This is a genomic window from Nocardioides koreensis (assembly GCF_039531775.1).
Lineage (GTDB): Bacteria > Actinomycetota > Actinomycetes > Propionibacteriales > Nocardioidaceae > Nocardioides > Nocardioides koreensis.
Map to the genome: position 1 here is coordinate 485,371 of NZ_BAAAQR010000001.1, position 22,066 is coordinate 507,436.

Sequence of the window (22,066 nt, forward strand, 5' to 3'; positions counted from 1 at the left end):
CGATGACCCTAGGGCTGCTGCTCGGGTCCCGCTCAGCCGACCTCGGGCTCCTCGCCCGTCTCCAGCCAGCCGCGGAACGCCTCGAGGTTCTTCGTCGACTCCCCGCGCAGCTTGCGCCACTCCCACTCCTTGCGGATGGAGGAGGCGAAGCCGAGCTCGAGGATCGCGTTGAAGGACTCGTCGGCGTTGGAGAGCACCGAGCCGAGCAGCCGGTCGAGCTCCTCGGCGTCCACGGCCGCCAGGGGCAGCCGGGCGTCGAGGTAGATGTCGCCGAGCCGGTCGACGGCGAAGGAGACGGCGTACATCTTCAGGTTGCGCTCGAGCAGCCACCGGTAGACCCGTTCGTGGTTCTCGTCGGGCTTGCGGCACACGAACGCGTGCACGCCCAGCGCGTGCTCCCCCACGTCGAGGCGCACCGCGGTCTGCAGCTTCTTCTCCCCGGGCAGCGAGAACGAGAAGACGCCGTCGGCGAGCTCCTGGAACTCGATCTCGTTCTCGGTGAGGTAGTCGCGGATCGTGGCGGCGGCGTCGGTCACGCGGGGTCCCCGCGGAGGTGCGAGCGCAGCGAGCAGGTTCGTGGGGTGCTCATGACACCGACTCTCGCATGAACGACCACGCCCGCTCGTAGACCTCCAGGGTCCGCTCGGCGGTCCGCTCCCACGCGAACTGGCGCGCCTGCTCAAGGGCGCCCCGCGACAGTCGCTCCCGCAGCGGCTCGTCCTCGATCACGCGGCGCAGCGCGGCGGCCCAGTCGCGCGGCTCGTGCCCCTCGATGAGCAGGCCGCTGTGGCCGTCGCGCACCACCGTGGTCAGCCCGCCGACCGCCGCGGCGAGGACCGGGGTGCCGGTCGCCTGCGCCTCGGCGGCGACCAGGCCGAAGGACTCGTTGTAGGACGGTACGGCGACCAGGGTCGCCGCCGCGCACCAGCGGGCGAGGTCGGCCTGGGCGACCGGCGGCACGAACCGGACCACGTCGTCGAGGCCGAGCTCGCTGGCCAGCTGGGCCAGGGACTCGGGGTGCTCGAGCCCGCTGCCGGAGGGCCCGCCGACGATCGGGACCACCAGCCGGGACCGCAGCGCGGGGGTCTGGGCGAGCAGCTCGGCGACCGCGCGCAGCAGCACGTCGGGGGCCTTGAGCGGCTGGATCCGGCCGGCGAAGAGCAGCACGTGCGCGTCCGGCGGCAGCCCGAGGTCGGCCCGCGCTGCGGCCCGGCCGAGCGGCCGGAACACCGACAGGTCCACGCCCGGGTAGACGACCTCGACCCGGCCGGCCTCGGCGTCGTACAGGTTGATCAGCTGCTTGGCCTCGATGTCGGTGTTGGCGATGAGCATGTCCGCGGCCTCGACGACCTGCTCCTCGCCGATGATCCGGGCGGCGGGCTCGGGGGTGTCCCCGGCCGCGAGCGCGTCGTTCTTCACCTTGGCCATGGTGTGCATGGTGTGCACCAGCGGGACGCCCCAGCGGTCCCGGGCCAGCGCGCCGACCTGCCCGGAGAGCCAGTAGTGGGAGTGCAGCGCGTCGTAGTGGCCGACCGGCTGCGCCGCCTCGGCGCGCAGCACCTCGCGGGCGAAGACGCACAGCTGGCCGGGGAGCTCCCCCTTGGTCAGCCCCTCGAACGGGCCGGCGTGGACGTGCCGCACCGAGACCCCGTCCGCCGCCTCGACGACCGGGTCCAGCGCGGAGCTGGTGGCCCGGGTGAAGATGTCGACCTCGATGCCCTGCTGGGCCAGCCGGCGGGACAGCTCGATCACGTAGACGTTCATGCCGCCCGCGTCGCCGGTGCCGGGCTGGTCGAGCGGCGAGGTGTGCAGGCTGATCATCGCCAGGCGCCTGATGCGGTCCACGTGGTCCCTTCCGTCAGCTGATCCAACCAACCAGAACCGCGCAGGGGGCTCAGGGATTCCCGGGCGCGGCAAGGTACGCCGTACCGGTACCCGAAACCGGCCCGTCCCAGCCCGGCGGACGGTCAGCGCGCGTGCGCGCCGGCGCGGCGGGTGGGGCGCTCGCGCTTGGGCCGGGACCGGGTGAGCTGGACCGCGGCGACGACCGCGACCACCGCGCCGAAGGCCCCGTCGACGGCCCGCGGGTTCCCGCCCTCGTGGAGCACCTCGAGGACCGACCAGACCAGCAGCGGGAAGGCCACCGCGACGATCGCGCGCAGCCAGATTGCACTCGTGCTCACCAGTCCGGCGCCGGCGGCGACCAGGGCGCCAGCCAGCAGCACCGCCCCGACGACGTACAGCCCGTCGGCGACGACCCCGGTGCCGCTGCCGCCGAGGTCCATCACGAACCGGGCGACCCAGCAGAGGCCGCCGACGAGGCCCGCGAGGCGGGCGAGGGTGTGCAGATCCATGTGCTCCAACTCCGGGGGACGAGTGGTCGACAGGTCAGTCTGCCACCGCCCTCGGCCGCCCCACCACGGCCCACGACGACCCGGTTCGGCGGGCCCGGCACAATCGACCCATGAGCACCTCACGTACCGCCGTCGTCACCGGGGCCAGCAGCGGGATCGGCGCCGCGACCGCCCGCGCCCTCGCCGCGGACGGCTACCACGTGGTCTGCGCGGCGCGCCGCCGCGACCGGATCGAGGCGCTGGCCGAGGAGATCGGCGGCCGGGCGGTCGCCTGCGACGTCACCGACCCCGCGTCCGTCGCCGGCCTGGCCCGCGAGGTCGGCGGCGAGCTGCACGTGCTGGTCAACAACGCGGGCGGGGCGTTCGGCTCCGACCCGGTCGAGTCGGCCGACCCCGAGCAGTGGCGGGCGATGTACGACGTCAACGTGCTCGGCCTGCTGCACGTCACCCAGGCGCTGCTGCCCGCCCTGCGCGCCAGCGGCGACGGGCTGATCGTGAACGTCGGCTCGACCGCCGGCCGGATCGCCTACGAGGGCGGCGCGGGCTACACCGCCGCCAAGCACGGCACCCAGGTCGTCACCGAGACGCTGCGCCTGGAGCTGTGCGGCGAGCCGATCCGGATCTCCGAGATCGCCCCGGGCATGGTGCGCACCGACGAGTTCGCGACGATCCGCTTCGGCGGCGACCAGGAGAAGGCCGACGCGGTGTACGCCGGCGTCCCCGACCCCCTCGTCGCCGAGGACGTCGCCCAGGCGATCGCCTGGGTCGCCAGCCGGCCGAGCCACGTCAACATCGACGAGCTGGTGATCCGGCCGCGCGCCCAGGCCGCCCAGCACAAGGTCCACCGCCAGGCCTGAGCCTGCGAAGGCCTGACGCGGTGGAGGTCGAGCGAGCCCCGCGACCGACGAAGGAGGTCGTGACGGGCGGGTCGAGACCCAGTCGTCCGGGACCTGAGCCACCCTCCTGTCTCACGCCGGACGTGCCAGACTGCCGTTCGTGCAGACCATCGGACTCATCGGCGGGATGAGCTGGGAGAGCAGCGCCGTCTACTACCGCGACCTGAACCTCGGCGTGCAGGAGCGGCTCGGCGGGCTCTCCTCGCCCAAGCTGGTGCTGAGCACCGTCGACTTCGCCGAGGTCACCGACCTCGAGGACGAGGAGCGCTGGCAGCAGGTCGGCGATCTGCTCGCCGCCGCGGCCCGGGGCGTGGAGCGCGCCGGCGCGGACTTCCTGCTGCTGTGCACGACCACGTTCCACAAGGTCGCCGACCAGGTGGAGGCGGCGGTCGACATCCCGCTGATCCACCTCGCCGACGTGGTGGCGAAGGCCTGCCTCGCGCAGGGCGTGACCACGGTCGGCTTCATCGGCACCAAGGTGGCCATGGAGGACGGCTTCTTCACCGACCGGCTCGCCACGCACGGGGTGACCGCGGTCGTGCCGGCCACGGAGCACCACGAGTGGCTCAACACCGCGATCTACGAGGAGCTCGTGCACGGCCACGTGCTCGACCGCACCCGGCGCCGGGTGGTGGCGGTCGTCGAGGAGCTGTGGGACGCCGGTGCCGGCGGGGTGCTCCTCGGCTGCACCGAGCTCGAGCTGCTGATCAAGCAGGCCGACGTCGAGCTGCCGGTCTTCCCGTGCACCAGCCTGCACGTCGAGGCGGCCCTCGACCGCGCCCTCGACTGAGGACACCACCGGATAGTCCGGCACGTTCTGGTCGTCCCGGAAGCCCCCGGAGCAGCCAGAACGTGCCGGACTATCCCGAATTCACCGCGAACGACCCCCCTCCAGCAGCAGCTCCACCAGCCGCCGCAGGTCATCGGTGAGGTGCTGCTCGGGGACCACGGCGCGGCGGCCGCGCAGGTCGAAGTCGTAGACGAAGTGGTCGGGCTGGGGCAGGCCGCGGCGGACGGTGGCCAGGTCGATCCGGTCCAGCAGGGTGCGGACCTCGCCGCCGCGGGGGTCGTCGGCGGTCAGGTCGACCTCGCCGGCCATGGTCAGGCCCGCGAAGCCGCCGGTACGCCGCACCGCCACCCGGGTGCCGGCCGACCCGGGGCCGGGGGTGGTGGGGGCGGCCGGGCCGGACACCCCCGCGGTCACGCCCACCTCGGCCCAGGCGTCCCGTACGGCGTCCGCCTGCGCGCCGGCGGCGGCCACGGTCGCGGCGGCGAACCCCGCGAAGTCGGTCCGCGCGCCGACCTGCCCCCCGGTCAGCGCGGCGTACCAGATCGCGCCCGCGCCCTCCCACGCGCTGCCGCCGATCGCCGTGGCGGCGAGCTGGAAGGCGCGGTTCGGGATCCCGGAGTTCAGGTGCACGCCGCCGTTGTCGTCGGTGGTGTCGACGTAGTCGGCCATCTGCCCCACCTGCGGGTCCCGGCCGATCGCGGGGTCGTCGTACGCCGTGCCGGGCGCGGCCATGTCCCGCAGCGCCCGGGCCGCGACGCCGGGCAGGAAGATGCCCTCGCCGATCAGCCAGTCCGCCTCGAGCGCGGACTGCCCGAGCAGCCGCTGCTTGAGGCAGGAGGCGAAGACGTCCGACATCGACTCGTTCAGCGCCCCGGGCTGGCCGGCGTACTCCAGCGCGGCGGTGTGCTCGGTGACCGCGTGGGTGAGCTCGTGGCCGAGCACGTCCACCGGCCTCGTGAACCGCCCGAACACCCGGCCGTCGCCGTCGCCGAACACCAGCTGGGTGCCGTCCCAGAACGCGTTGTCGTAGTTGCGCCCGTAGTGCACGGTCAGGCTCACCGGCGCCCCGCGGCCGTCGTACGAGTCGCGCCCGTAGACCTCCGAGAACAGCGCCAACGAACCGGCGATCCCGGTCGCCGCCTCGTCCACGGCGGCGTCGCCCGAGTCCGGCTCGCCCGCCGCGCGCACCGGGGTGCCGGGCAGGGAGGAGCCGTTCTGCGCGGTGTGCACGGTCCACGCGGGCCCGGCCGGGCCGGCAAGCGCCTGCGGCGCGGCCGGCGGGGCCAGCCGGGTGGTGCGCATCCGCTCGTCGATGGCGAGCGTCGCGTGGCAGTGGTCGGACACCTCCGCCTGCGCGGTGGCGAGGTGTCGCAGCAGGTAGGGCGGCACGAACTGGCAGGTCCCGAGAGTCACAGGACCAGACAAGACGACGCCGCCGACACCCGCAAGGGCCCTGGCGCGGTCCGGGTAGGGGGCGTGTGGCTCAGGCCGGGGCCCGGTCCGGCGGGAAGCCGCCGGTCGCGACCGGCCCCCACGACTCGGGCGTGATCCGGATCAGCGACTTGCCCTGGCGGCGCATGGCCTGGCGGTACTCCTCCCAGTCCGGGTGCTCCCCGGAGATGCAGCGGAAGTACTCCACCAGCGCGTCCTCGGCCTCGGGCGCGGGCATGTCGAGCACCTCGGCGGTGCCGTCGACCTGGACGTAGGGCCCGTTCCACTCGTCGGAGTGCACGAGCACGGTGGCTCGCGGGTCGCGGCGCAGGTTCACCGCCTTCGCCCGCTGGGGATAGGTGGAGATGACGAGACGGCCCTCGGCGTCCACGCCGCCGGTCACGGGCGAGACCTGGGGCCGCCCGTCGCGGCGCAGGGTCATCAGCGTCATCCGGTGGCGGGGGCGGACGAAGTCGAGCAGCTGGTCGCGGTCGACCCGGTCGGTGGTCGCGATGGTGGCCATGCCCGTCACCCTACGACCGGTCACGATGCGGGCCGGGGCGCCGGCTCCCCGTAGACTCGCCGGGGCCCTCTGGGCCCTGAACCCACTCGCCACCGAAAGTGACGCCGTACCTCCATGACTGCCCCTGCCCAATCTGCTGGGACCAAGCGCAACGACCTGCGCAACGTCGCCATCGTCGCGCACGTCGACCACGGCAAGACCACGCTGGTCGACGCCATGCTCCGCCAGGCCGGCGCCTTCACCGCCCACCAGGCCGAGAGCGTCGCCGAGCGCGTCATGGACTCCGGTGACCTGGAGCGCGAGAAGGGCATCACGATCCTCGCCAAGAACACCGCGGTCCACTACGCCGGCCCCGCCGCCGGTGGCGAGCCGATGACGATCAACATCATCGACACCCCCGGCCACGCCGACTTCGGTGGCGAGGTCGAGCGCGGCCTGTCGATGGTCGACGGCATCGTGCTGCTCGTCGACGCCTCCGAGGGCCCACTGCCGCAGACCCGCTTCGTGCTGCGCAAGGCGCTCAACGCCGACATGCCGGTGATCCTCGTGGTCAACAAGACCGACCGCGGTGACGCCCGCATCGCCGAGGTCGTCGACGAGACCTACGAGCTGTTCATGGACCTGCTCGACGAGCACCACAGCCAGGACGCGCTCGACTTCCCGGTCGTCTACGCCTCCGGCCGCGCCGGCGTCGCCGGCCTCGAGCAGCCCGAGAACGGCGAGCTGCCGGACTCCCCCGACCTCGAGCCGCTGTTCAAGACGATCCTCGAGACGATCCCGGCCCCGACGTACGACGAGGGCGCACCGCTGCAGGCGCACGTCACCAACCTCGACTCCTCGCCGTTCCTCGGCCGCCTCGCGCTGCTCCGCATCCACCAGGGCAACCTGAAGAAGGGCCAGACGGTGGCGTGGATGCGCCGCAACGGCGACGTCAAGAACGTCCGGATCACCGAGCTCCTCGTCACCGAGGGCCTCGAGCGCAAGCCCGGCGAGTCCGCCGGCCCCGGCGACATCGTCGCGATCGCGGGCATCCCGGACATCACCATCGGCGAGACGCTGGCCGACCCGGAGAACCCGGTCGCGCTGCCGCTGATCCACGTCGACGAGCCGGCTATCTCGATGACCATCGGCACCAACACCTCCCCGCTGGTCGGCCGGATCAAGGGCTCCAAGGTCACCGCCCGCCTGGTCAAGGACCGTCTCGACTCCGAGCTGGTCGGCAACGTGTCGCTGCGCATCCTCCCGACCGAGCGTCCCGACGCCTGGGAGGTGCAGGGCCGCGGCGAGCTGGCGCTGGCGATCCTGGTCGAGCAGATGCGCCGCGAGGGCTTCGAGCTGACCGTCGGCAAGCCGCAGGTGGTCACCAAGGAGGTCGACGGCAAGGTCCACGAGCCCGTCGAGCGCCTGACCATCGACGCGCCGGAGGAGTACCTCGGCGCGATCACCGAGCTGCTGGCCACCCGCAAGGGCCGCATGGAGCAGATGACCAACCACGGCACCGGCTGGGTCCGGATGGAGTTCCTGGTCCCCGCCCGTGGCCTGATCGGCTTCCGCACCGAGTTCCTCACCGACACCCGCGGCACCGGCATCGCCCACCACATCTCCGAGGGCTACGAGCCGTGGGCCGGCGAGATCCGCAGCCGCAACAACGGCTCGCTGGTCGCCGACCGCAAGGGTGCCGCGACGGCGTACGCGATGACCTCGCTGCAGGAGCGCGGCGTGATGTTCGTGGAGCCGACCACCGAGGTCTACGAGGGCATGATCGTCGGCGAGAACTCCCGCGCCGACGACATGGACGTCAACATCACCAAGGAGAAGCAGCAGACCAACATCCGGTCCGCCACCTCCGACAACTTCGAGAAGCTGATCCCGCCGAAGAAGCTGTCGCTGGAGCAGTGCCTGGAGTTCTGCCGCGACGACGAGTGCGTCGAGGTCACCCCGGAGTCGGTCCGGATCCGCAAGGTCATTCTCGACCAGAACGAGCGCGCCAAGATCGCCTCCCGCGCCCGCAAGGCCAAGTAGTCACCACCACGCAGACCGCCGCCCGGCCAGGCTGGGCGGCGGTCTTCGTCGTCTCAGCCTGGACCCACCGATGGCCGCCCGCGCAGCAGGCGGAGAGCGCTGGATTCAGGTTCAGGCCGCGTCGAGCAGGAGCTCCTCGCGCCGGGCCGCGAGCCGGGCCTCGGCGCCGGTCAGCGCGGCCGCCCGCGCGGTCAGCCCGGCCCGCACCCGCTGCACGGCGGCGGCCGCCGCCCCGGTGCGCCCGGCGGCCTCGGTGATCCGGTTGCGCACCGACCAGTCGCTGAAGATGTTGTCGAACCAGACGTCGAAGGCCCGCACCAGGCCGGTCACCTCGATGCCGCCCACGCCGGCCATGCCCACGTCGGCCAGCTCGGCCGACAGGTGCCGCATCGCCGCGTCCGCCTCGCGCATCAGCGCCGAGGCCTGGTCCATCCGGTCGTACTTCATCATGTCGCCGAGCATGCCGCCGTCGAAGAAGGTGTCGTACGTCGACCAGCCGCGCGCCTTGTCCAGCAGCGCGCCGGCGTCGGCCAGCCGGGCCGCGGCCGTGCCCGCGGCGGCGAGCGCCTCGCGGACCTCGTGCAGCTGCGAGCGGAGCGTGCCGAGCTCGCCGGCGATCGAGCCGAGCTCGACCCCGTCGGCGGCGCCGGAGGCGGTGAGCAGCTGCTCCTTCGCAGCCAGGGCCCGCTCGCGGCGGGCGGCCACGTCACCGAGGGCGGCCAGCATCGCGGCCGCGGCGTCGTGCTCGGACCGGGCCTGGGCGAGCCGCGACTCGGCCAGCGCGACGGCGTACGCCGCGGCCTGCTCCTCGGCCTGCTCGCGGGCCCGGTCGGCGTCCCGGCTGCCGCGGAGCCCGGCCCAGATGCGGGTGGGGCTGAAGGACTCGAGCCTCTCGACGTCGCGCCGCTCCTCCCCGTGCACCGAGCGGGCCTGCACCAGCACCGCGGTCGCGTCGTCCACCTGGGCCCGGGCGCGCTGGACACGTCCGGTCAGGCGGGCGTGCTCGGCCACCGCCTCCTGCGCCGCCTCGAGCTCGTCCTGGACCTGGCGTGCCTGTTCCCCGTTCGTCACGGGCACACCCTATGGGCGGGCGGGGCGCTCAGAGGCCCACCGGCAGGGCCTTGCGCTGCTCGGCGTCGCGGGTGACCGCCTCGATCGCGACGCCCGCGAAGCCCACGGCGACGAGCAGCACCAGGGCCGAGGAGATCGAATGCGGCAGGAACGAGCTCACCAGCAGCGTCGCGACGTGCGCGATGAGCACGAGCGGCACCCACTTCTGGATGGTGCCGGCACGCAGCAGCGCGATCGCCAGCAGCAGCTCGCCGAGGTAGAAGCCGGCGATCCAGCCGTAGAGGAACACCGTCAGGCCAGCCTCGTGCACGGCGTCGTCGAGCTGCGCACCGGTCAGCGTCGTCTCCAGCGCGATCGCGCGGAAGAACACGATCAGCATCGAGTAGCCCGCCGTGCCCAGGAAGCCGACCGCCAGGACCACCGCACTGACCATGCCGAGGGTCCGCCCGCGCCGGTCGAACAGGCTCATGGCCGCCGGCAGGCCCAGGGTCAGCGCCACCGAGGCGATGAAGAAGATGACCGCCGCCGCCAGCCACCGGCCGTCCTCGGTCCGGGCCACCTGGAGGGTGTCGGCGGTGGAGGACCCCGACGGGAGCATGAGCGACCCGAAGGTCAGCGCCATCGCCCCCGTCACGAACGCCGCTGCCGACGCCGGGATCCAGTCCATTCGCATGGGCCCACGGTAGGCCCTCCGGCGGCACCGTGGGGCCGGTCGACCGAACGGGGAGGGACCGGTGCGACCCGGGCGGCTACGGTGGCCCGCATCACACCGGCGAAAGGACACCCATGGCCCTCGACGAGCTCGTCCAGCAGGCGCGGCAGCAGGCCCTCGGCGACCTGCCCCGGCGTACGGCGCGCCGGGTGCCGGACAAGCTCGCGGTCGTCGACGGCCCCACCCGGCTGACCTTCGCCGAGCTCGACGCGGTCGTCGACCGGACCGCCGCCGCCCTGGCCGCGACCGGCCTCGGCAAGGGCGACCGGCTGGCGCTGCTGTGCCACAACTGCTGGCAGTTCGCGGTGCTCAACTTCGCGGCCGCCCGGGCCGGCATCGTGCTGGTGCCGGTCAACTTCATGCTGGGCGGGGAGGAGATCGCCTTCATCCTCGACCACAGCGGCGCGTCCGCGTTCGTCGTGGAGGACGCGCTGGTGCCGACCGCCGAGAAGGCGCTCGCGGCCGCCGGCGGCACCGTGGCGACCCGGGTCGTCGTACGCCGGACCGACAGCGCGACGCCCGACGGCTGGACCGACGCCCAGGAGTGGTTCGACCACGACGGCACCCCGGCGTACGTGCCGGTCGCCGACGACGACCCGGTGCGGATGATGTTCACCTCCGGCACCGAGTCGCGACCCAAGGGGGCGCTGCTCTCCAGCCGGTCGCTGCTGTGGCAGTACGTCTCCTGCGCCCTCGACGGCAACATGTCCGCCGACGACGTCGAGCTGCACACGCTGCCGCTCTACCACTGCGCCCAGCTGGACTGCTTCCTCGGCACCGACGTCTACCTCGGCGCGACCAGCATCATCCTGCCGGCCCCGGACCCGGCGGCGATCCTGCGCACCATCGAGGCGGAGCGGGTCACGAAGTTCTTCGCGCCGCCGACGGTGTGGATCGGCCTGCTGCGCTGCCCCGACTTCGACCGCACCGACCTGTCCAGCCTCCGCAAGGGCTACTACGGCGCCTCCCCGATGCCGATCGCCGTGCTCGAGGAGATCCAGCGCCGGCTGCCGGACGTGGACCTGTGGAACTTCTACGGCCAGACCGAGATGGCCCCGCTCGCGACGATCCTCGGCCCCGACGAGCAGCTGGCGTACGCCGGATCGGCCGGCCGCGCGGCCCTCAACGTCGAGACCCGGATCGTCGACGACGCCGACCGGCCGGTGCCGGCGGGCACGGTGGGCGAGATCGTGCACCGCTCACCCCACGCCACCCTGGGCTACTACCGCGACGAGGAGAAGACCGCCGAGGCGTTCCGCGAGGGCTGGTTCCACTCCGGCGACCTCGGGTACGTCGACGAGGCCGGCCGGCTCTACGTCGTGGACCGCAAGAAGGACATGATCAAGACCGGCGGCGAGAACGTCGCCAGCCGCGAGGTCGAGGAGGCGATCTACCGGCTCGACGGCGTGGCCGAGGTCGCGGTGTTCGGCATCAGCCACCCCCGGTGGGTGGAGGCCGTCGCGGCGGTCGTGGTGCCGAAGGAGGGCGTCACGCTGACCTCCGAGGCCGTCCTCGAGCACAGCCGCGGCGTGCTCGCGCACTACAAGGCACCCAAGTACGTCGTGGTCGCCGAGGCGCTGCCCAAGAACCCGAGCGGCAAGATCCTCAAGCGCGAGCTCCGGGACGCCCACGCCGGGCTCGCGCAGGACGACTCAGGCACGCCGTAGGCCCCGGCGGGCACGGACTTCCGGCCCTGAGCAGCAGGGCCCCGGACGGCGACCATGACGCCATGGGACTACCGGCCGACCAGCTCTCCCCCGGCGAGACCGTGATCCTGGAGATGCACGAGCACTGGAAGCACCTCCTGGGCGCGATCCTGATCTGCCTCGCGGCTCTGGTCGGCCTCGCGGTCGTCCTGGCGATCGGCCCCGATGACGGGTTCTTCGCCTGGCTGGACACCCTGGGCTGGGTGGCCTTCGCCGGCGTGGTGCTGGTCTTCGGCGTCTGGCCGGCGCTCGCCTGGTGGAACCGCAGCTACACGCTGACCTCCGAGCGGCTCGCCACCCGCACCGGCATCCTGCGCCGCTCCGGCCGCGACATCCCGCTGAACCGGATCAACGACGTGGCCTTCGACCAGGGCATCCTCGACCGCATCGTCGGCTGCGGCACGCTGCGGGTCTCGGCCGCCAGCGAGGAGGGCACGGTCGTGCTCAAGGACATCCCGCAGGTCCACCAGGTCTCCCTGCGGATGAACGAGCTGGTCCGCCAGATCGGCGACCGCTGACCCCGAGCCCGAGTCGGCGCAGTTTGACGCCGAGGACAGGCCGAGTCGGCGCAGTTTGACGCCGAGGACAGGCCGAGTCGGCGCAGTTTGACGCCGAGGACAGGCCGAGTCGGCGCAGTTTGACGCTGTTCGGCCGCACCCGCCGGTACAACTGCGCCGACTCGGCAGCGCGGGCGGGTACAACTGCGCCGACTCGGCACCGCGGGCGGGTGAAACTGCGCCGACTCGGCAGGCTCGGGGGTGGGGAGGGGCTAGCGGTGGTGGGTGCGACGTACGTGCACCACCTGGAGCCGACGGGCCCAGAGCCGGTGCAGGAACCCGTGCAGCGCCGCCTGGTCGGGGAAGGTCCCGGACAGCACCGTGCAGAGCTCGTGCTCGACCGCGCCGGCCTCGCCGAGACCCTCGACCTCCTCGGCCAGCCGTTCGCTGGGGACCAGCCCTGCCACGTGAACCTCGTACCTCACCGCACCCACCACCGCTCGTCCACCCACTCCCCGCTCCCTTGTCCGACCCATGCCACACCCTCGCGGCCCGGGTGGCATCACCCCCACGGCGTGAGCGTGGATCGTCCGCTCAGGATGAGGCGGGACACCAGCCCTCCCGAGGACACTTCGAGTGCAGTCGTTGACCTAACGAAAGGACGCTGCGATGTCGTTCTGGGACGTTGTGTGGTTCATCGTGATCTCCTTCGCCTTCGTGGCGTACCTGATGGTGATGTTCTCGATCCTCATGGACCTGTTCCGGGACCGGGACACCAATGGCTGGGTCAAGGCTGTGTGGATCCTCTGCCTGATCTTCCTGCCGTTCGCGACCGCGTTGGTCTACCTGATCGTCCGCGGTCGAGGCATGGCCGACCGCCAGATGCGCGACGCCTCGGAGATGAAGAAGCAGCAGGACGCCTACATCCGGGACGTCGCCGCCTCGGCGAGCCCGGCCGACCAGATCGCCCAGGCCCGCAAGATGCTCGATGCGGGCGTGATCTCCCAGCCGGAGTACGAGCGGCTCAAGGAGAAGGCGCTCGTGTGACGTGACGAACCCGGCGACCGCCACGATGCGCGCGCTGTCCCCGTTGTCGGCCCTGAGACCGGTCCTCCAGACGGTCCTGGGGCCGACAGTGGCGTCCGTGGCCAGGACCCTGGACCGGCTCCTCGACGAGCTGATCGCCGAGGTCGTACGCCGCGTCGACCTCGACGCGGCCGCCCGGCGGCTGGACATCGAGGCGGTGCTCGACCGGGTCGACCTCACCGCGACGGTGCTCTACCGGGTGGACCTGCGGACGGTGGTCCGGGAGGTCCTCGACCAGCTCGACGAGCGCAGCATCGCCCTCGTGGTGAGCCGGGTCGACGTCGACGGGGTCGCCCAGCGGCTGGACCTCGACGCGGTCGCCAAGCGGCTCGACGTGGACGCGGTCGCCCAGCGGCTCGACGTGGAGGCGGTGCTCGACCGGATCGACCTCACCAGCACGGTGCTGCGCCGGGTCGACCTCAAGGCCGTCGTGGACGCCGCGCTCGCCCAGGTGGACCTCGTCGCCCTGGCCGAGCAGGTGATCGACGGCGTCGACCTGCCGGAGATCATCCGCGATTCGACCGGCTCCATGGCCTCCGAGACGGTGAAGGGCGTCCGGATGCAGGGCATCGAGGCCGACCAGGCGGTCGGCCGCGCCATGGACCGGCTGCTGCTGCGGCACGCGCGCCGCTCCGACGAGCCGAACGCCTGAGCCCGCGATGTCCGGGGGCACGGCCGGTGGTGGGGTGTCCCCGGTCCCCCGCGAGGCGCGCCCCTACCAGGGCCGTCGCGCCGGCCTGGTGACCCGGCTGGTCGCCGCCGTCCTCGACGGCGCCGTGGTGGGCGTGCTCCTGGCCGCGGGCTACTTCGGCCTCGCCGGCCTGCTCTTCCTCGTCGACCCGCGCGGGTTCTCGATGCCGCGCGCGGGGCTCGTCTTCAGCCTCGCCTCCGCCTTCGTGGTGAGCTTCCTCTACCTCACCCTCGCCTGGACCATGAGCGGTCGCACCTACGGCTACCTGGTGATGGGGCTGCGGGTCGTCGGGCGGGGCGGCCGCACGCTCGGGCTCACCGGGTCCGCCCTCCGGGCGCTCGGCGTGGTGCTGCTCCCGATCGGGGTGCTGTGGGTGGTCGTGGGCCGCGACAACCGGTCGGTCCAGGACGTCGTGCTCGGCACCGCCGTGGTCTACGACTGGCAGCCCCGCGGGGCCCAGGACCACCCTCACACGTGAGCTGCGGGCGGCGGGGGCTCCGACGGGGTGTCCGGCGGCTGGGCCGCGGGCCCGGCGGGCGCCGGTGGCCGGCCGACGAACTCGATCACCGCCAGCGCGAGCAGCACCAGCAGCGCGATGCCCACGACGACCCACGCGGTGGGCTGGCTCCAGAACATCAGTACGACGCCGCCGAGGCCCGCCGCCGTGAGCCGCAGCGCCCGCCGGTGGGCGTAGACCCAGGTCCCGAACCGGCCGGTCTGCCAGCCCGCGGCCTCCGCGCCGGTGCGCATGGAGCCGATGCCGTGCGTGAAGCCGTGCCGGGTCCTCACCGCGGCCGTGGACGGCCCGGACAGGAAGGCCGCCAGCGCCAGGACCAGGCCGAGCACGCCGACCGCCCGCAGCCCGGTGCGCAGGAACCGGACGAGCGTGTCGAACACGCTGCCGGCCGCGGTCGGGGTCAGCACGTCGGCGGGTGTCTCGTTGACGTACCACGTCCGCGCCACCGCGAGGGCGGCGCCGAGCAGGATCATCGCGGCGGCCACGCCGAGCCCGCCGAGCAGCAGCGCGCGCCGCCGGTCCCGGGCCAGCAGCACGCCGCCGATGAGCGTGAAGACGGCGATGAACGGCAGCCACAGGCCCAGCTTCTCGAGCGCCTTGTACGCCCACTGCGCCTTCGTCACCGAGTCGGACTGCACCAGGACGAACGACCTGTCCACCGCCGGGATCCGCTCGGCGAGCGCGAACCCCTGGTCGACCAGGGTGGTCTTGACCTCGGCGATGACCGGCCCGAGGTTGAGCGTCACCGTGTTGCCCTGCGCGGTCACCAGCTTGCCCTGGTCACCCTCGAGCAGCGCCACGATCTGCGTGTGCGCGGTCCGGTTGACCTGGTCCCACACCGTCGCGAACCGGTCGCTGGCGATGATCGCCGCCACCTGGTCGTGGACGAAGCCGTTGATGCCGTTCAGGAGGGCGGCCTGGAGGCCGGGGACCGCCGCCGCCACCCCGGGCGGCACCCGGTCCTGCTGGGCCAGCGCGTCCAGCGCCACCCGGGTGACCCGCTCGAGGTCGAGGTTGTCCAGCACCGCCCGGGTCACCTCGTCGGTCAGCGCGGCCTGGACGCCGGGGTCGTCGATGAGCGGGTCCACGGTCTTGACGTACTGGTCGGTGTCGGAGATGACCCGGTCGGCCCACACCGACGTCACCGAGAGCGGGGCGAGCACGCAGGCCAGGATCACCAGGATCCCCGAGACGACGCTGAGCCCCCGGACGTGGTGACGCTCCGGCTCGGGCGAGGGCGGAGGGCCGGCAGTCGCGAGCTGGGCCTCCAGCTGCGCGATCCGGGCACGGAGGGCATCGACGTCCTGGGTCTCGCTCACCGCTCGTCCTCCTCCGTCTGGGCAGCGCACGCCAGCGCCACTGTCCAACGGCCCTCCGGCCCCGCGCCTCATGCAACGGGGATGAGAATTGGGGATACGGGTGGTGCCGCCGCTGCCATTGGTCCCGACGGGTCCTGCCTTCGTTCCCTGATCCGCCCCGCCCGCCGCTCCTAGCGTCTGAACAGGGGACATCCAGTTCAGCGACGAAGCAGGGTGACGTGACGACCGATCCAGCAGCTTCCCCGGTGGCTGGCACCGACCCCGCGGAGACCTCGCACACCGCGGCCCGGTACGGCGTACCGCAGGTCCCCGCCCTGCACGTCCACCGGCCGCGCCTGGTGGCGCTGCTGGACCGCTCGCCGTCCGCGCCCCTGGTGCTGGTGAGCGGACCTGCGGGCTCCGGCAAGACCTCCCTCGTCGCCGAGTGGGTGCACGAGGGCGCGCCGGGCGAGCCCGTCGGCTGGGTCACCTTCGAGGACGACGACACCCGCCTGTGGCAGGCGCTGCTCGACTGCCTGGCCCGGATGGGCCTGGAGCCTCCGAGGGCGATGGCGCGCCCCCAACCGGAGCTGCTGCTCGGCCGGACCCGGCTGCGGACGCTCGCCGCGGCGATCACCGGCTCGGAGCGGCGGTGGACCCTCGTGCTGGACGGCTACGAGCTGCGCTCCGCCGAGCTGGCCGCGGAGGTGGCGTACCTGCTCGACCACACCCTCGGGCGCCTGCGCCTGGTCTTCGCCGCCCGGGTCGACCCGATGCTGCCGCTCTACCGCTACCGCCTCGACGACACCCTCGTGGAGGTCCGGGCCTCCGACCTCGCCCTCACCGACGCCGAGGCCGCCGAGCTGCTGCGCCGCTGCGGGGCGGCCCTGGGCCCCGACGCCGTCCACGACCTGACGGCCCGCCTGAGCGGCTGGGCCGCCGGGCTGCGCTTCGCCGCCCGGGCCCTGGCCCGGTACGAGCACCCGGAGCGGTCAGTCGCCTCGGTGGTCGCCCAGGACTCGAACATCAACGAGTTCCTGCTGGCCGAGGTCCTCCGGGCCCAGGAACCGGAGGCCCGGAGGCTGCTGCTGGCCACCTGCGTGCCCGACATCGTGTGGCCCGAGCTGGCCGAGGTGCTCGCCGGACCGCGGGCCGGCCACGGCCTGGCCGACCTCGCCCGGGCCAACATGTTCCTCGAGCCGGTCCCGGACCGGCCCGGCTGCCACCGCTACTTCCCGTTCTTCCGGGACCTGCTGCGCGCCCAGCTCGCCTACGAGGACCCGGAGCGGGCCGCGACCCTGCACCGGCGTGCCGCCGCCTGGCTCCGCGAGCACGGGATGCCGGTCCGCTCGGTGGCCCAGCTGGCCGCCGGCGGCCTCTGGGTGGACGCCGCCCGCCAGCTCGTCGGGGACCTCCTGGTCGTCCGCCTGGTCCTCGGCCCGGACGAGCGGCTCGTGGAGATCGCGCGCCGGATCCCCGTGGACGCCTCCGATCCCCACGCCTGCGTGGTCCGGGCCGCCCTCGCCGTCGCCGCCTACGACCCCGAGACGTGCGCCCACGAGCTGGCGCGCGCCCGCAGCGCCCTGGCGTCCGTGCCCTCCGAGGCGACCGACGGTGGAGCCCTCGTGCTGTCGCTGACCCTGATCGACCTGGCCCGGGCCTGCACCTCCGACGAGATCGAGACCGCGGACGCGCTCGTGGACGAGACCCGCGCGCAGCTGGACACCACCCGGAACCCCGCGGCCACGCTTGCCGGAGCCGAGCTGGAGGCCCTGGTCGAGGTCGCCGCTGCCATCATCGCGCTGCGCCGTGGCGCCCTCGGCCGGGCCCGCGCCGCGCTGTCCCGCATCGACGAGCGCGCCGGCCTGCCGATCCGCTTCGCAGCGGCCGTCGTCGGCTACCGGGCCCTGGTCGACGCGCTGGACGGACAGCTCACGCAGGCGCACCGGGAGGCGACCCGCGCCGTGGCGCTCGCCGACGACGCCCATCTGCCCCCCGAGAGCCGGAACGCCGCGGCGGCCGTGGCACTGGCCCTGGTGGCCCTGGAGCGGGACGACGCGACGGCCGCCCGGCAGCACCTGGCCTCGGCCCGGACCTGCCGCAGCCTGCTGGTCGACCCGGTCTGCCGGACCGTCACCTCCGGAGTCATCGCCCACCTGGAGGCGGCCTCCGGCCCGGACGAGCCCGTGACCGCCCGCCTCGAGTCGATCTCGACGCGCGCCCTCGGCCACGACCCGTGGCTGGCCGGCTGGCTGCGTCGCCAGGCGGCCGAGCTCTCGGTCGCCCACGGCCGGGCCGACCAGGCGCTGCGCGCACTCGACGCGATCGAGCCGGAGGACGGGCTGGGTGGCGCCGTGGTCGCCGCCGCGGCCCATGCCGAGCAGGGCCAGGAGGCCGCCCTGGCGGAGTCGCTGGACCTGGCGCGCACGACGGCGCGCCCGCTTCCGGTCGAGGTCACCCGGCTGCTGGTCGAGGGGGTCCGCGAGTCCCGGAGCAAGTCACCCCGTCACGCCACGCCCCTCCTCGAGCGGGCGCTCCGGCTGGCCGCCCGCGAGCAGGTACGACGCCCCTTCCGCGAGGCCGCGCCCTCCGTGCGGCTGCTGCTGGCCGACAACCCGCAGCTGCTCAGCCGGCACCGTTGGCTCGCGGGCCCCTCCGCCGCGTCCGGCATCCGGATCTCCCCCGAGCCGACGCGCACCGCGGCCCGGCGTACGCCGGTGGTCCCGTCCGCGCGCGCCACGGGGACCCGGCGCCGCGAGGACCCCACCGACCTCAGCGAGCTCGTGGTGGAGCCGCTCACGGCCAAGGAGCAGGAGGTGCTCGGGCACCTCGAGGAGCTCCTCACGACCGAGGAGATGGCCGAGAAGATGTTCGTGTCGGTCAACACGATCCGCACGCACGTACGCAGCATCCTGCGCAAGCTCGGGGTCAACCGCCGCAACAGCGCCGTACGCCGGGCCCGCGAGCTCGGCCTGTTCGACCGCTGATCTCGTCCCGCCGGACGGCCCGATCATCCCCGCCGGGTGAGGACGCCCGGACCGCGCGTGCGTTGTGCTGGAGGCACTCCTTCCCACCACCCGCGATCCCCGAGTGAGCCGATGACTGAGCACACCTACGAGGTCCGCGTCACCGGACTGCTCCCCACGACCGAGGTGCTCGACGAGCTCGGCGAGGTCGAGCTGGCCGGCCACGACGTGTCCACGGTGCTGTCGGGGCGGTTCGACGACCAGGCGGCCCTGTCGGCGTTCCTGCGCCGGCTGCGGGCCCACGGCCTGGAGGTGCTGGAGATCAGGCGCGTGCTGGACGGCGACGACGAGCCCGCGCAACCGGCGGCCGGGTCCCCGTCCGGGTCCTCCTCCGGGCAGGGAGACCAGTGATGGCCGCCGACGACCTTCCGGTCCCGGGGCGGGAGCGCCCGACGCACTACGAGATCGTCGTGCGCGGCGAGATCGGACCCGCGCTGCGTGAGGCGTTGCTCCCGGTGCAGGCGGGGCCCGCGCAGGTGCAGACCGTGCTGCGGACGCACCTGGGCCAGGACAGCGACCTCGCCGACCTCGTCCAGGCCCTGCGGGCGCGTGGGTTCGAGGTCGCGAGCATCACGGTCCTGGCCTGAAGCCGGGGCGGGACCGGCCCCGTCGCGCCCCCGCGCGCCCGGTCCCGTCGAGCTCGGTCAGCCGCGCTCCGCCTTCATCTCCGAGCCGTGCACGGTGACGGCCCAGATCACGAGAACGTCGAGGGTGATCATGATCGCGGACCACCACGGGTAGGCCGAGAAGAACGCCATGTTCAGCACGGCACTGGCCAGGGCCAGGCCCACCGTGACGATGCGGGCCCACATCTGCCCGGCGAACAGGGCAGCTCCGGCGGCGACCATGATGATGCCGCCGATCAGGTAGGTCCAGCCCCAGGCCGTGTAGTCGACGTGGAGCACCAGGCCGTTCTTGCCCACCAGGTAGTACTCGTCGCGGAAGATGGCGACCAGGCCGGCGATCGCGTGGAACGTCCCCATCATCAGCATCACCGTAGCGGCGAACATGATCCAGCCGACCCAGCCGGTCGGCTCCTCGGCCGCGTGTCGTGAAGGCTCGTAGGCAGCCTGTCCCGGCGCGGCGCCCGTGGTCTGCTGCGTGGACGAGCCCAGGTTGGTGTCGGACATCACGATCTCCTGATTCGTGTCGGCACTTTTGACTCAAATGTCCGTCGCACCCCCTCCCGTGACATCACCCGCTGCGGGTGAGACGCCCCGGAGACCGGGACGATTCACTCGAGGCATGCGCACCGGGGAGACGACCGCCGGCGGGCGTCAGGTGCCTGCGGAGCGTCGACACGCCCTGGTCTCGCTGGCCCGCTCGCTGCTCGTGGCGGGCGGCATCGTCGTCGGCTACTTCGTGCTGCCGATGACCCGTCTCGACGGCGACTCGCTGCTCCGGCTCCTCGCCGGGCTGGCCCTGATCGCGGCCCTGCTGGCCTGGCAGATCCGTCAGATCACCCGGTCGGCGTACCCCCGCCTGCGGGCCGTGGAGACGCTGTCGGTCACGCTGTCGCTGTTCTTCGCGGTCTTCGCCACGGCGTACCACGTGATGAGCGTCGACGACCCGGCGAGCTTCACCGAGCCGCTGACCCGCCTGGACGCGGCGTACTTCACGGTGACGGTCTTCGCGACGGTCGGCTTCGGCGACATCGCCGCGACCACGGAGACGGCGCGCGCGGTGACGACGACCCAGATGCTCGGCGACCTCGTCCTGGTCGGGCTGGTGGCCCACGCCGTCGTCGAGGCGGTCCGCACCGGCATGGAGCGGCAGGAGCGCCGGACGTGACGACGACCACCGCGGGATCGGCCCGCACCGCCGCGGGCCCCGTGCTCCTCACGCTCGCCTCCGCCCAGTTCCTGATGACGCTGGACAGCTCGGTGATGAACGTGTCGATCGCGACCGTCGCCCACGACGTCGGCACCACCGTCACCGGTATCCAGACCGCGATCACGCTCTACACGCTGGTCATGGCGTCCCTGATGATCACCGGCGGGAAGATCGGGCAGATCCTCGGCCGGAAGCGGGCCTTCGCCCTGGGCTGCGCGATCTACGGCGTGGGCTCGTTCACGACCGCGCTCGCGCAGAACCTCACCTGGCTGCTGATCGGCTGGTCGCTCCTCGAGGGGATCGGCGCCGCCCTGATCATGCCCGCGATCGTGGCCCTGGTCGCGTCGAACTTCGGCAGGCCCGACCGGCCCCGGGCCTACGGCCTGGTGGCCGCCGCCGGGGCGATCGCGGTGGCGGTCGGCCCGCTGATCGGTGGCCTGCTCACCACCTACGCCTCCTGGCGCTGGGTCTTCGCCGGCGAGATGGTCGTGGTGCTGGCGATCGTGACGCAGGCCCGGAAGATGAGCGACCAGCCGCCGGACCCCTCGGCCCGGCTCGACCCGGTCGGGACGGTGCTGTCCGCCGCCGGCCTCGGCCTCGCGGTCTTCGGCATCCTGCGCGCCGGGGAGTGGGGGTTCGTGAACCCGAAGCCGGAGGCCCCCTCGTGGATAGGCCTCTCGCCGGCCATCTGGCTGGTGCTGGCCGGCGGCGTGGTGCTGCGCCTCTTCGTCGGGTGGGAGCGCCGGCGCGTCGACGCCGGCGGGCAGGTGCTGCTCGACCCCGCGCTGCTCGGCAACCTGCGGCTGCGCAGCGGGCTGACGTCGTTCTTCTTCCAGTACCTGCTCCAGGCCGGGCTGTTCTTCGTGGTGCCGCTGTTCCTGTCGGTGGCGCTCGGGCTGTCGGCGATCGAGACCGGCCTGCGGATCATGCCGTTGTCGGTGACCCTGCTGCTCGGCGCCGTGGGCATCCCCCGGTTCTACCCGAACGCCTCGCCGCGCCGGGTCGTCCAGATCGGCTTCCTGCTGCTCTTCGTGGGCCTGGTGTCCCTGGTGGCGTCCCTCGAGATCGGCGTGGGTCCCGAGGTCGTCACCTGGCCGCTGCTGCTCGCCGGGCTCGGCATCGGCGCACTGGCCTCCCAGCTCGGCGCCGTCACCGTCTCGGCCGTCAGCGACGAGCAGAGCCCGGAGGTCGGCGGCCTGCAGAACACCGTCACCAACCTCGGCGCCTCGATGGGCACGGCGCTGGCCGGTGCCGTGCTCATCTCCGCGCTCACCTCCTCGTTCTTCACCGGCATCCAGGACAACCCCGACGTGCCCGCGGACCTCGCCGCGCAGGCCGAGACCGAGCTCGCTTCCGGGGTCCCGTTCGTCTCCAACGACCAGCTGGAGTCCGGCCTGCGGGACGCCGGCGTCGAGGGCAGCACTGCCCAGGCGGTCATCGACGACAACGAGCATGCCCGCATCGACGCGCTCCGGGCCGCGCTCGCGATGCTCGCGGTGGCGGCGCTGCTGGCCCTGTTCGTTGCCCGGTCCCTGCCGACCCGGCAGCCGGCGGAGGACGCGGAGCCGGCGTACGCGGCCGAGCCGACCGAGCCCGAGCCGACGGGGTGAGCC

The 22,066-nt window shown here is 73.2% G+C and carries 23 protein-coding genes; 13 read left to right on the forward strand and 10 right to left on the reverse strand.

The window, feature by feature from the left end; all coding sequences use genetic code 11:
- Nucleotides 1-32 precede the first annotated feature (32 nt).
- The 3 genes from ABD268_RS02310 to ABD268_RS02320 all read right to left on the reverse strand — a co-directional run bounded on the left by ABD268_RS02310 (nt 33) and on the right by ABD268_RS02320 (nt 2,354).
- Nucleotides 33-536 (reverse strand): type III secretion system chaperone family protein, encoded by a 504-nt coding sequence (locus tag ABD268_RS02310; protein WP_344146954.1) that lies wholly within the window; start codon nt 534-536, stop codon nt 33-35.
- A gap of 49 nt (nt 537-585) precedes the next feature.
- On the reverse strand, nt 586-1,845 hold the full coding sequence (gene mshA, locus ABD268_RS02315) for a D-inositol-3-phosphate glycosyltransferase (RefSeq protein WP_425573661.1): 1,260 nt from the start codon (nt 1,843-1,845) through the stop codon (nt 586-588).
- A gap of 122 nt (nt 1,846-1,967) precedes the next feature.
- Entirely contained in the window at nt 1,968-2,354 is a 387-nt protein-coding gene (locus tag ABD268_RS02320; RefSeq protein WP_344146956.1) for a hypothetical protein, read from the reverse strand.
- A 110-nt stretch (nt 2,355-2,464) separates the two neighbouring features.
- Between ABD268_RS02320 and ABD268_RS02325 the strand changes: the two genes are divergently transcribed.
- Entirely contained in the window at nt 2,465-3,211 is a 747-nt protein-coding gene (locus tag ABD268_RS02325) for an SDR family oxidoreductase (protein ID WP_344146958.1), read from the forward strand.
- Nucleotides 3,212-3,350: 139 nt separating this feature from the next.
- The gene (locus ABD268_RS02330; protein ID WP_344146961.1) at nt 3,351-4,040 is read left to right on the forward strand and encodes an aspartate/glutamate racemase family protein; all 690 of its coding nucleotides are present in this window, start codon (nt 3,351-3,353) and stop codon (nt 4,038-4,040) included.
- A gap of 81 nt (nt 4,041-4,121) precedes the next feature.
- Here the strand turns inward: ABD268_RS02330 and ABD268_RS02335 are convergent, their stop codons facing one another.
- Together ABD268_RS02335 and ABD268_RS02340 are read right to left on the reverse strand one after the other, a co-directional pair.
- Nucleotides 4,122-5,453, reverse strand: coding sequence for a protealysin inhibitor emfourin (locus ABD268_RS02335; protein WP_344146964.1), 1,332 nt, complete (start codon nt 5,451-5,453; stop codon nt 4,122-4,124).
- A gap of 70 nt (nt 5,454-5,523) precedes the next feature.
- Nucleotides 5,524-5,994 carry a PPOX class F420-dependent oxidoreductase gene (locus ABD268_RS02340; RefSeq protein WP_344146967.1) on the reverse strand — a complete coding sequence of 157 codons (471 nt, stop codon included), beginning with the start codon at nt 5,992-5,994 and terminating at the stop codon, nt 5,524-5,526.
- Nucleotides 5,995-6,108: 114 nt separating this feature from the next.
- Between ABD268_RS02340 and typA the strand changes: the two genes are divergently transcribed.
- Nucleotides 6,109-8,016 carry a translational GTPase TypA gene (gene typA, locus ABD268_RS02345; protein ID WP_344146970.1) on the forward strand — a complete coding sequence of 636 codons (1,908 nt, stop codon included), beginning with the start codon at nt 6,109-6,111 and terminating at the stop codon, nt 8,014-8,016.
- A 111-nt stretch (nt 8,017-8,127) separates the two neighbouring features.
- Here typA and ABD268_RS02350 read toward each other — a convergent pair whose 3' ends face one another.
- A complete protein-coding gene (locus tag ABD268_RS02350) occupies nt 8,128-9,087 on the reverse strand; it encodes a hypothetical protein (RefSeq protein WP_344146973.1) in 960 nt (319 codons plus the stop codon).
- 28 nt (nt 9,088-9,115) lie between these two features.
- The gene (locus ABD268_RS02355) at nt 9,116-9,760 is read right to left on the reverse strand and encodes a hypothetical protein (RefSeq protein WP_344146976.1); all 645 of its coding nucleotides are present in this window, start codon (nt 9,758-9,760) and stop codon (nt 9,116-9,118) included.
- A gap of 113 nt (nt 9,761-9,873) precedes the next feature.
- Here ABD268_RS02355 and ABD268_RS02360 point away from each other — a divergent pair, with 113 nt between their 5' ends.
- A complete protein-coding gene (locus tag ABD268_RS02360) occupies nt 9,874-11,466 on the forward strand; it encodes a fatty acyl-CoA synthetase (RefSeq protein ID WP_344146979.1) in 1,593 nt (530 codons plus the stop codon).
- 62 nt (nt 11,467-11,528) lie between these two features.
- The gene (locus ABD268_RS02365) at nt 11,529-12,023 is read left to right on the forward strand and encodes a PH domain-containing protein (RefSeq protein ID WP_344146982.1); all 495 of its coding nucleotides are present in this window, start codon (nt 11,529-11,531) and stop codon (nt 12,021-12,023) included.
- 251 nt (nt 12,024-12,274) lie between these two features.
- Here the strand turns inward: ABD268_RS02365 and ABD268_RS02370 are convergent, their stop codons facing one another.
- Nucleotides 12,275-12,469, reverse strand: a complete 195-nt coding sequence (locus ABD268_RS02370; protein ID WP_344146985.1) for a hypothetical protein — start codon at nt 12,467-12,469, stop codon at nt 12,275-12,277.
- Nucleotides 12,470-12,671: 202 nt separating this feature from the next.
- On the opposite strand from ABD268_RS02370, the gene ABD268_RS02375 reads away from it, so the two are divergent.
- The 3 genes from ABD268_RS02375 (at nt 12,672) to ABD268_RS02385 (ending at nt 14,257) form a co-directional block, all read left to right on the forward strand.
- Complete coding sequence (locus ABD268_RS02375) at nt 12,672-13,049, forward strand: PLDc N-terminal domain-containing protein (protein ID WP_344146988.1); 378 nt, start codon at nt 12,672-12,674, stop codon at nt 13,047-13,049.
- Nucleotides 13,050-13,146: 97 nt separating this feature from the next.
- Nucleotides 13,147-13,740, forward strand: coding sequence for a hypothetical protein (locus tag ABD268_RS02380; protein WP_344146991.1), 594 nt, complete (start codon nt 13,147-13,149; stop codon nt 13,738-13,740).
- A gap of 7 nt (nt 13,741-13,747) precedes the next feature.
- Nucleotides 13,748-14,257 carry an RDD family protein gene (locus ABD268_RS02385; RefSeq protein WP_344146994.1) on the forward strand — a complete coding sequence of 170 codons (510 nt, stop codon included), beginning with the start codon at nt 13,748-13,750 and terminating at the stop codon, nt 14,255-14,257.
- Here ABD268_RS02385 and ABD268_RS02390 read toward each other — a convergent pair.
- Nucleotides 14,248-15,615 carry a hypothetical protein gene (locus ABD268_RS02390; RefSeq protein WP_344146997.1) on the reverse strand — a complete coding sequence of 456 codons (1,368 nt, stop codon included), beginning with the start codon at nt 15,613-15,615 and terminating at the stop codon, nt 14,248-14,250. The genes ABD268_RS02385 and ABD268_RS02390 overlap by 10 nt on opposite strands.
- A 245-nt stretch (nt 15,616-15,860) precedes the next feature.
- Here ABD268_RS02390 and ABD268_RS02395 point away from each other — a divergent pair, with 245 nt between their 5' ends.
- From ABD268_RS02395 to ABD268_RS02405, 3 genes are all read left to right on the forward strand, one after another.
- Nucleotides 15,861-18,581, forward strand: coding sequence for a winged helix-turn-helix domain-containing protein (locus ABD268_RS02395; RefSeq protein ID WP_344147000.1), 2,721 nt, complete (start codon nt 15,861-15,863; stop codon nt 18,579-18,581).
- 111 nt (nt 18,582-18,692) lie between these two features.
- Nucleotides 18,693-18,971: a hypothetical protein gene (locus tag ABD268_RS02400; RefSeq protein WP_344147003.1), complete on the forward strand. Its 279-nt coding sequence runs from the start codon at nt 18,693-18,695 to the stop codon at nt 18,969-18,971.
- Nucleotides 18,971-19,207, forward strand: coding sequence for a hypothetical protein (locus tag ABD268_RS02405; RefSeq protein ID WP_344147006.1), 237 nt, complete (start codon nt 18,971-18,973; stop codon nt 19,205-19,207). The genes ABD268_RS02400 and ABD268_RS02405 overlap by 1 nt, the downstream gene beginning before the upstream one ends.
- A gap of 57 nt (nt 19,208-19,264) precedes the next feature.
- On the opposite strand, the gene ABD268_RS02410 is transcribed toward ABD268_RS02405, so the two are convergent.
- On the reverse strand, nt 19,265-19,750 hold the full coding sequence (locus ABD268_RS02410) for a DUF7144 family membrane protein (RefSeq protein ID WP_344147009.1): 486 nt from the start codon (nt 19,748-19,750) through the stop codon (nt 19,265-19,267).
- A gap of 115 nt (nt 19,751-19,865) precedes the next feature.
- Here ABD268_RS02410 and ABD268_RS02415 point away from each other — a divergent pair, with 115 nt between their 5' ends.
- Together ABD268_RS02415 and ABD268_RS02420 are read left to right on the forward strand one after the other, a co-directional pair.
- Nucleotides 19,866-20,411 carry a potassium channel family protein gene (locus ABD268_RS02415; RefSeq protein WP_344147012.1) on the forward strand — a complete coding sequence of 182 codons (546 nt, stop codon included), beginning with the start codon at nt 19,866-19,868 and terminating at the stop codon, nt 20,409-20,411.
- A complete protein-coding gene (locus ABD268_RS02420) occupies nt 20,408-22,063 on the forward strand; it encodes an MFS transporter (RefSeq protein ID WP_344147015.1) in 1,656 nt (551 codons plus the stop codon). Before ABD268_RS02415 ends, ABD268_RS02420 begins: the two co-directional genes overlap by 4 nt.
- Nucleotides 22,064-22,066 lie beyond the last annotated feature (3 nt).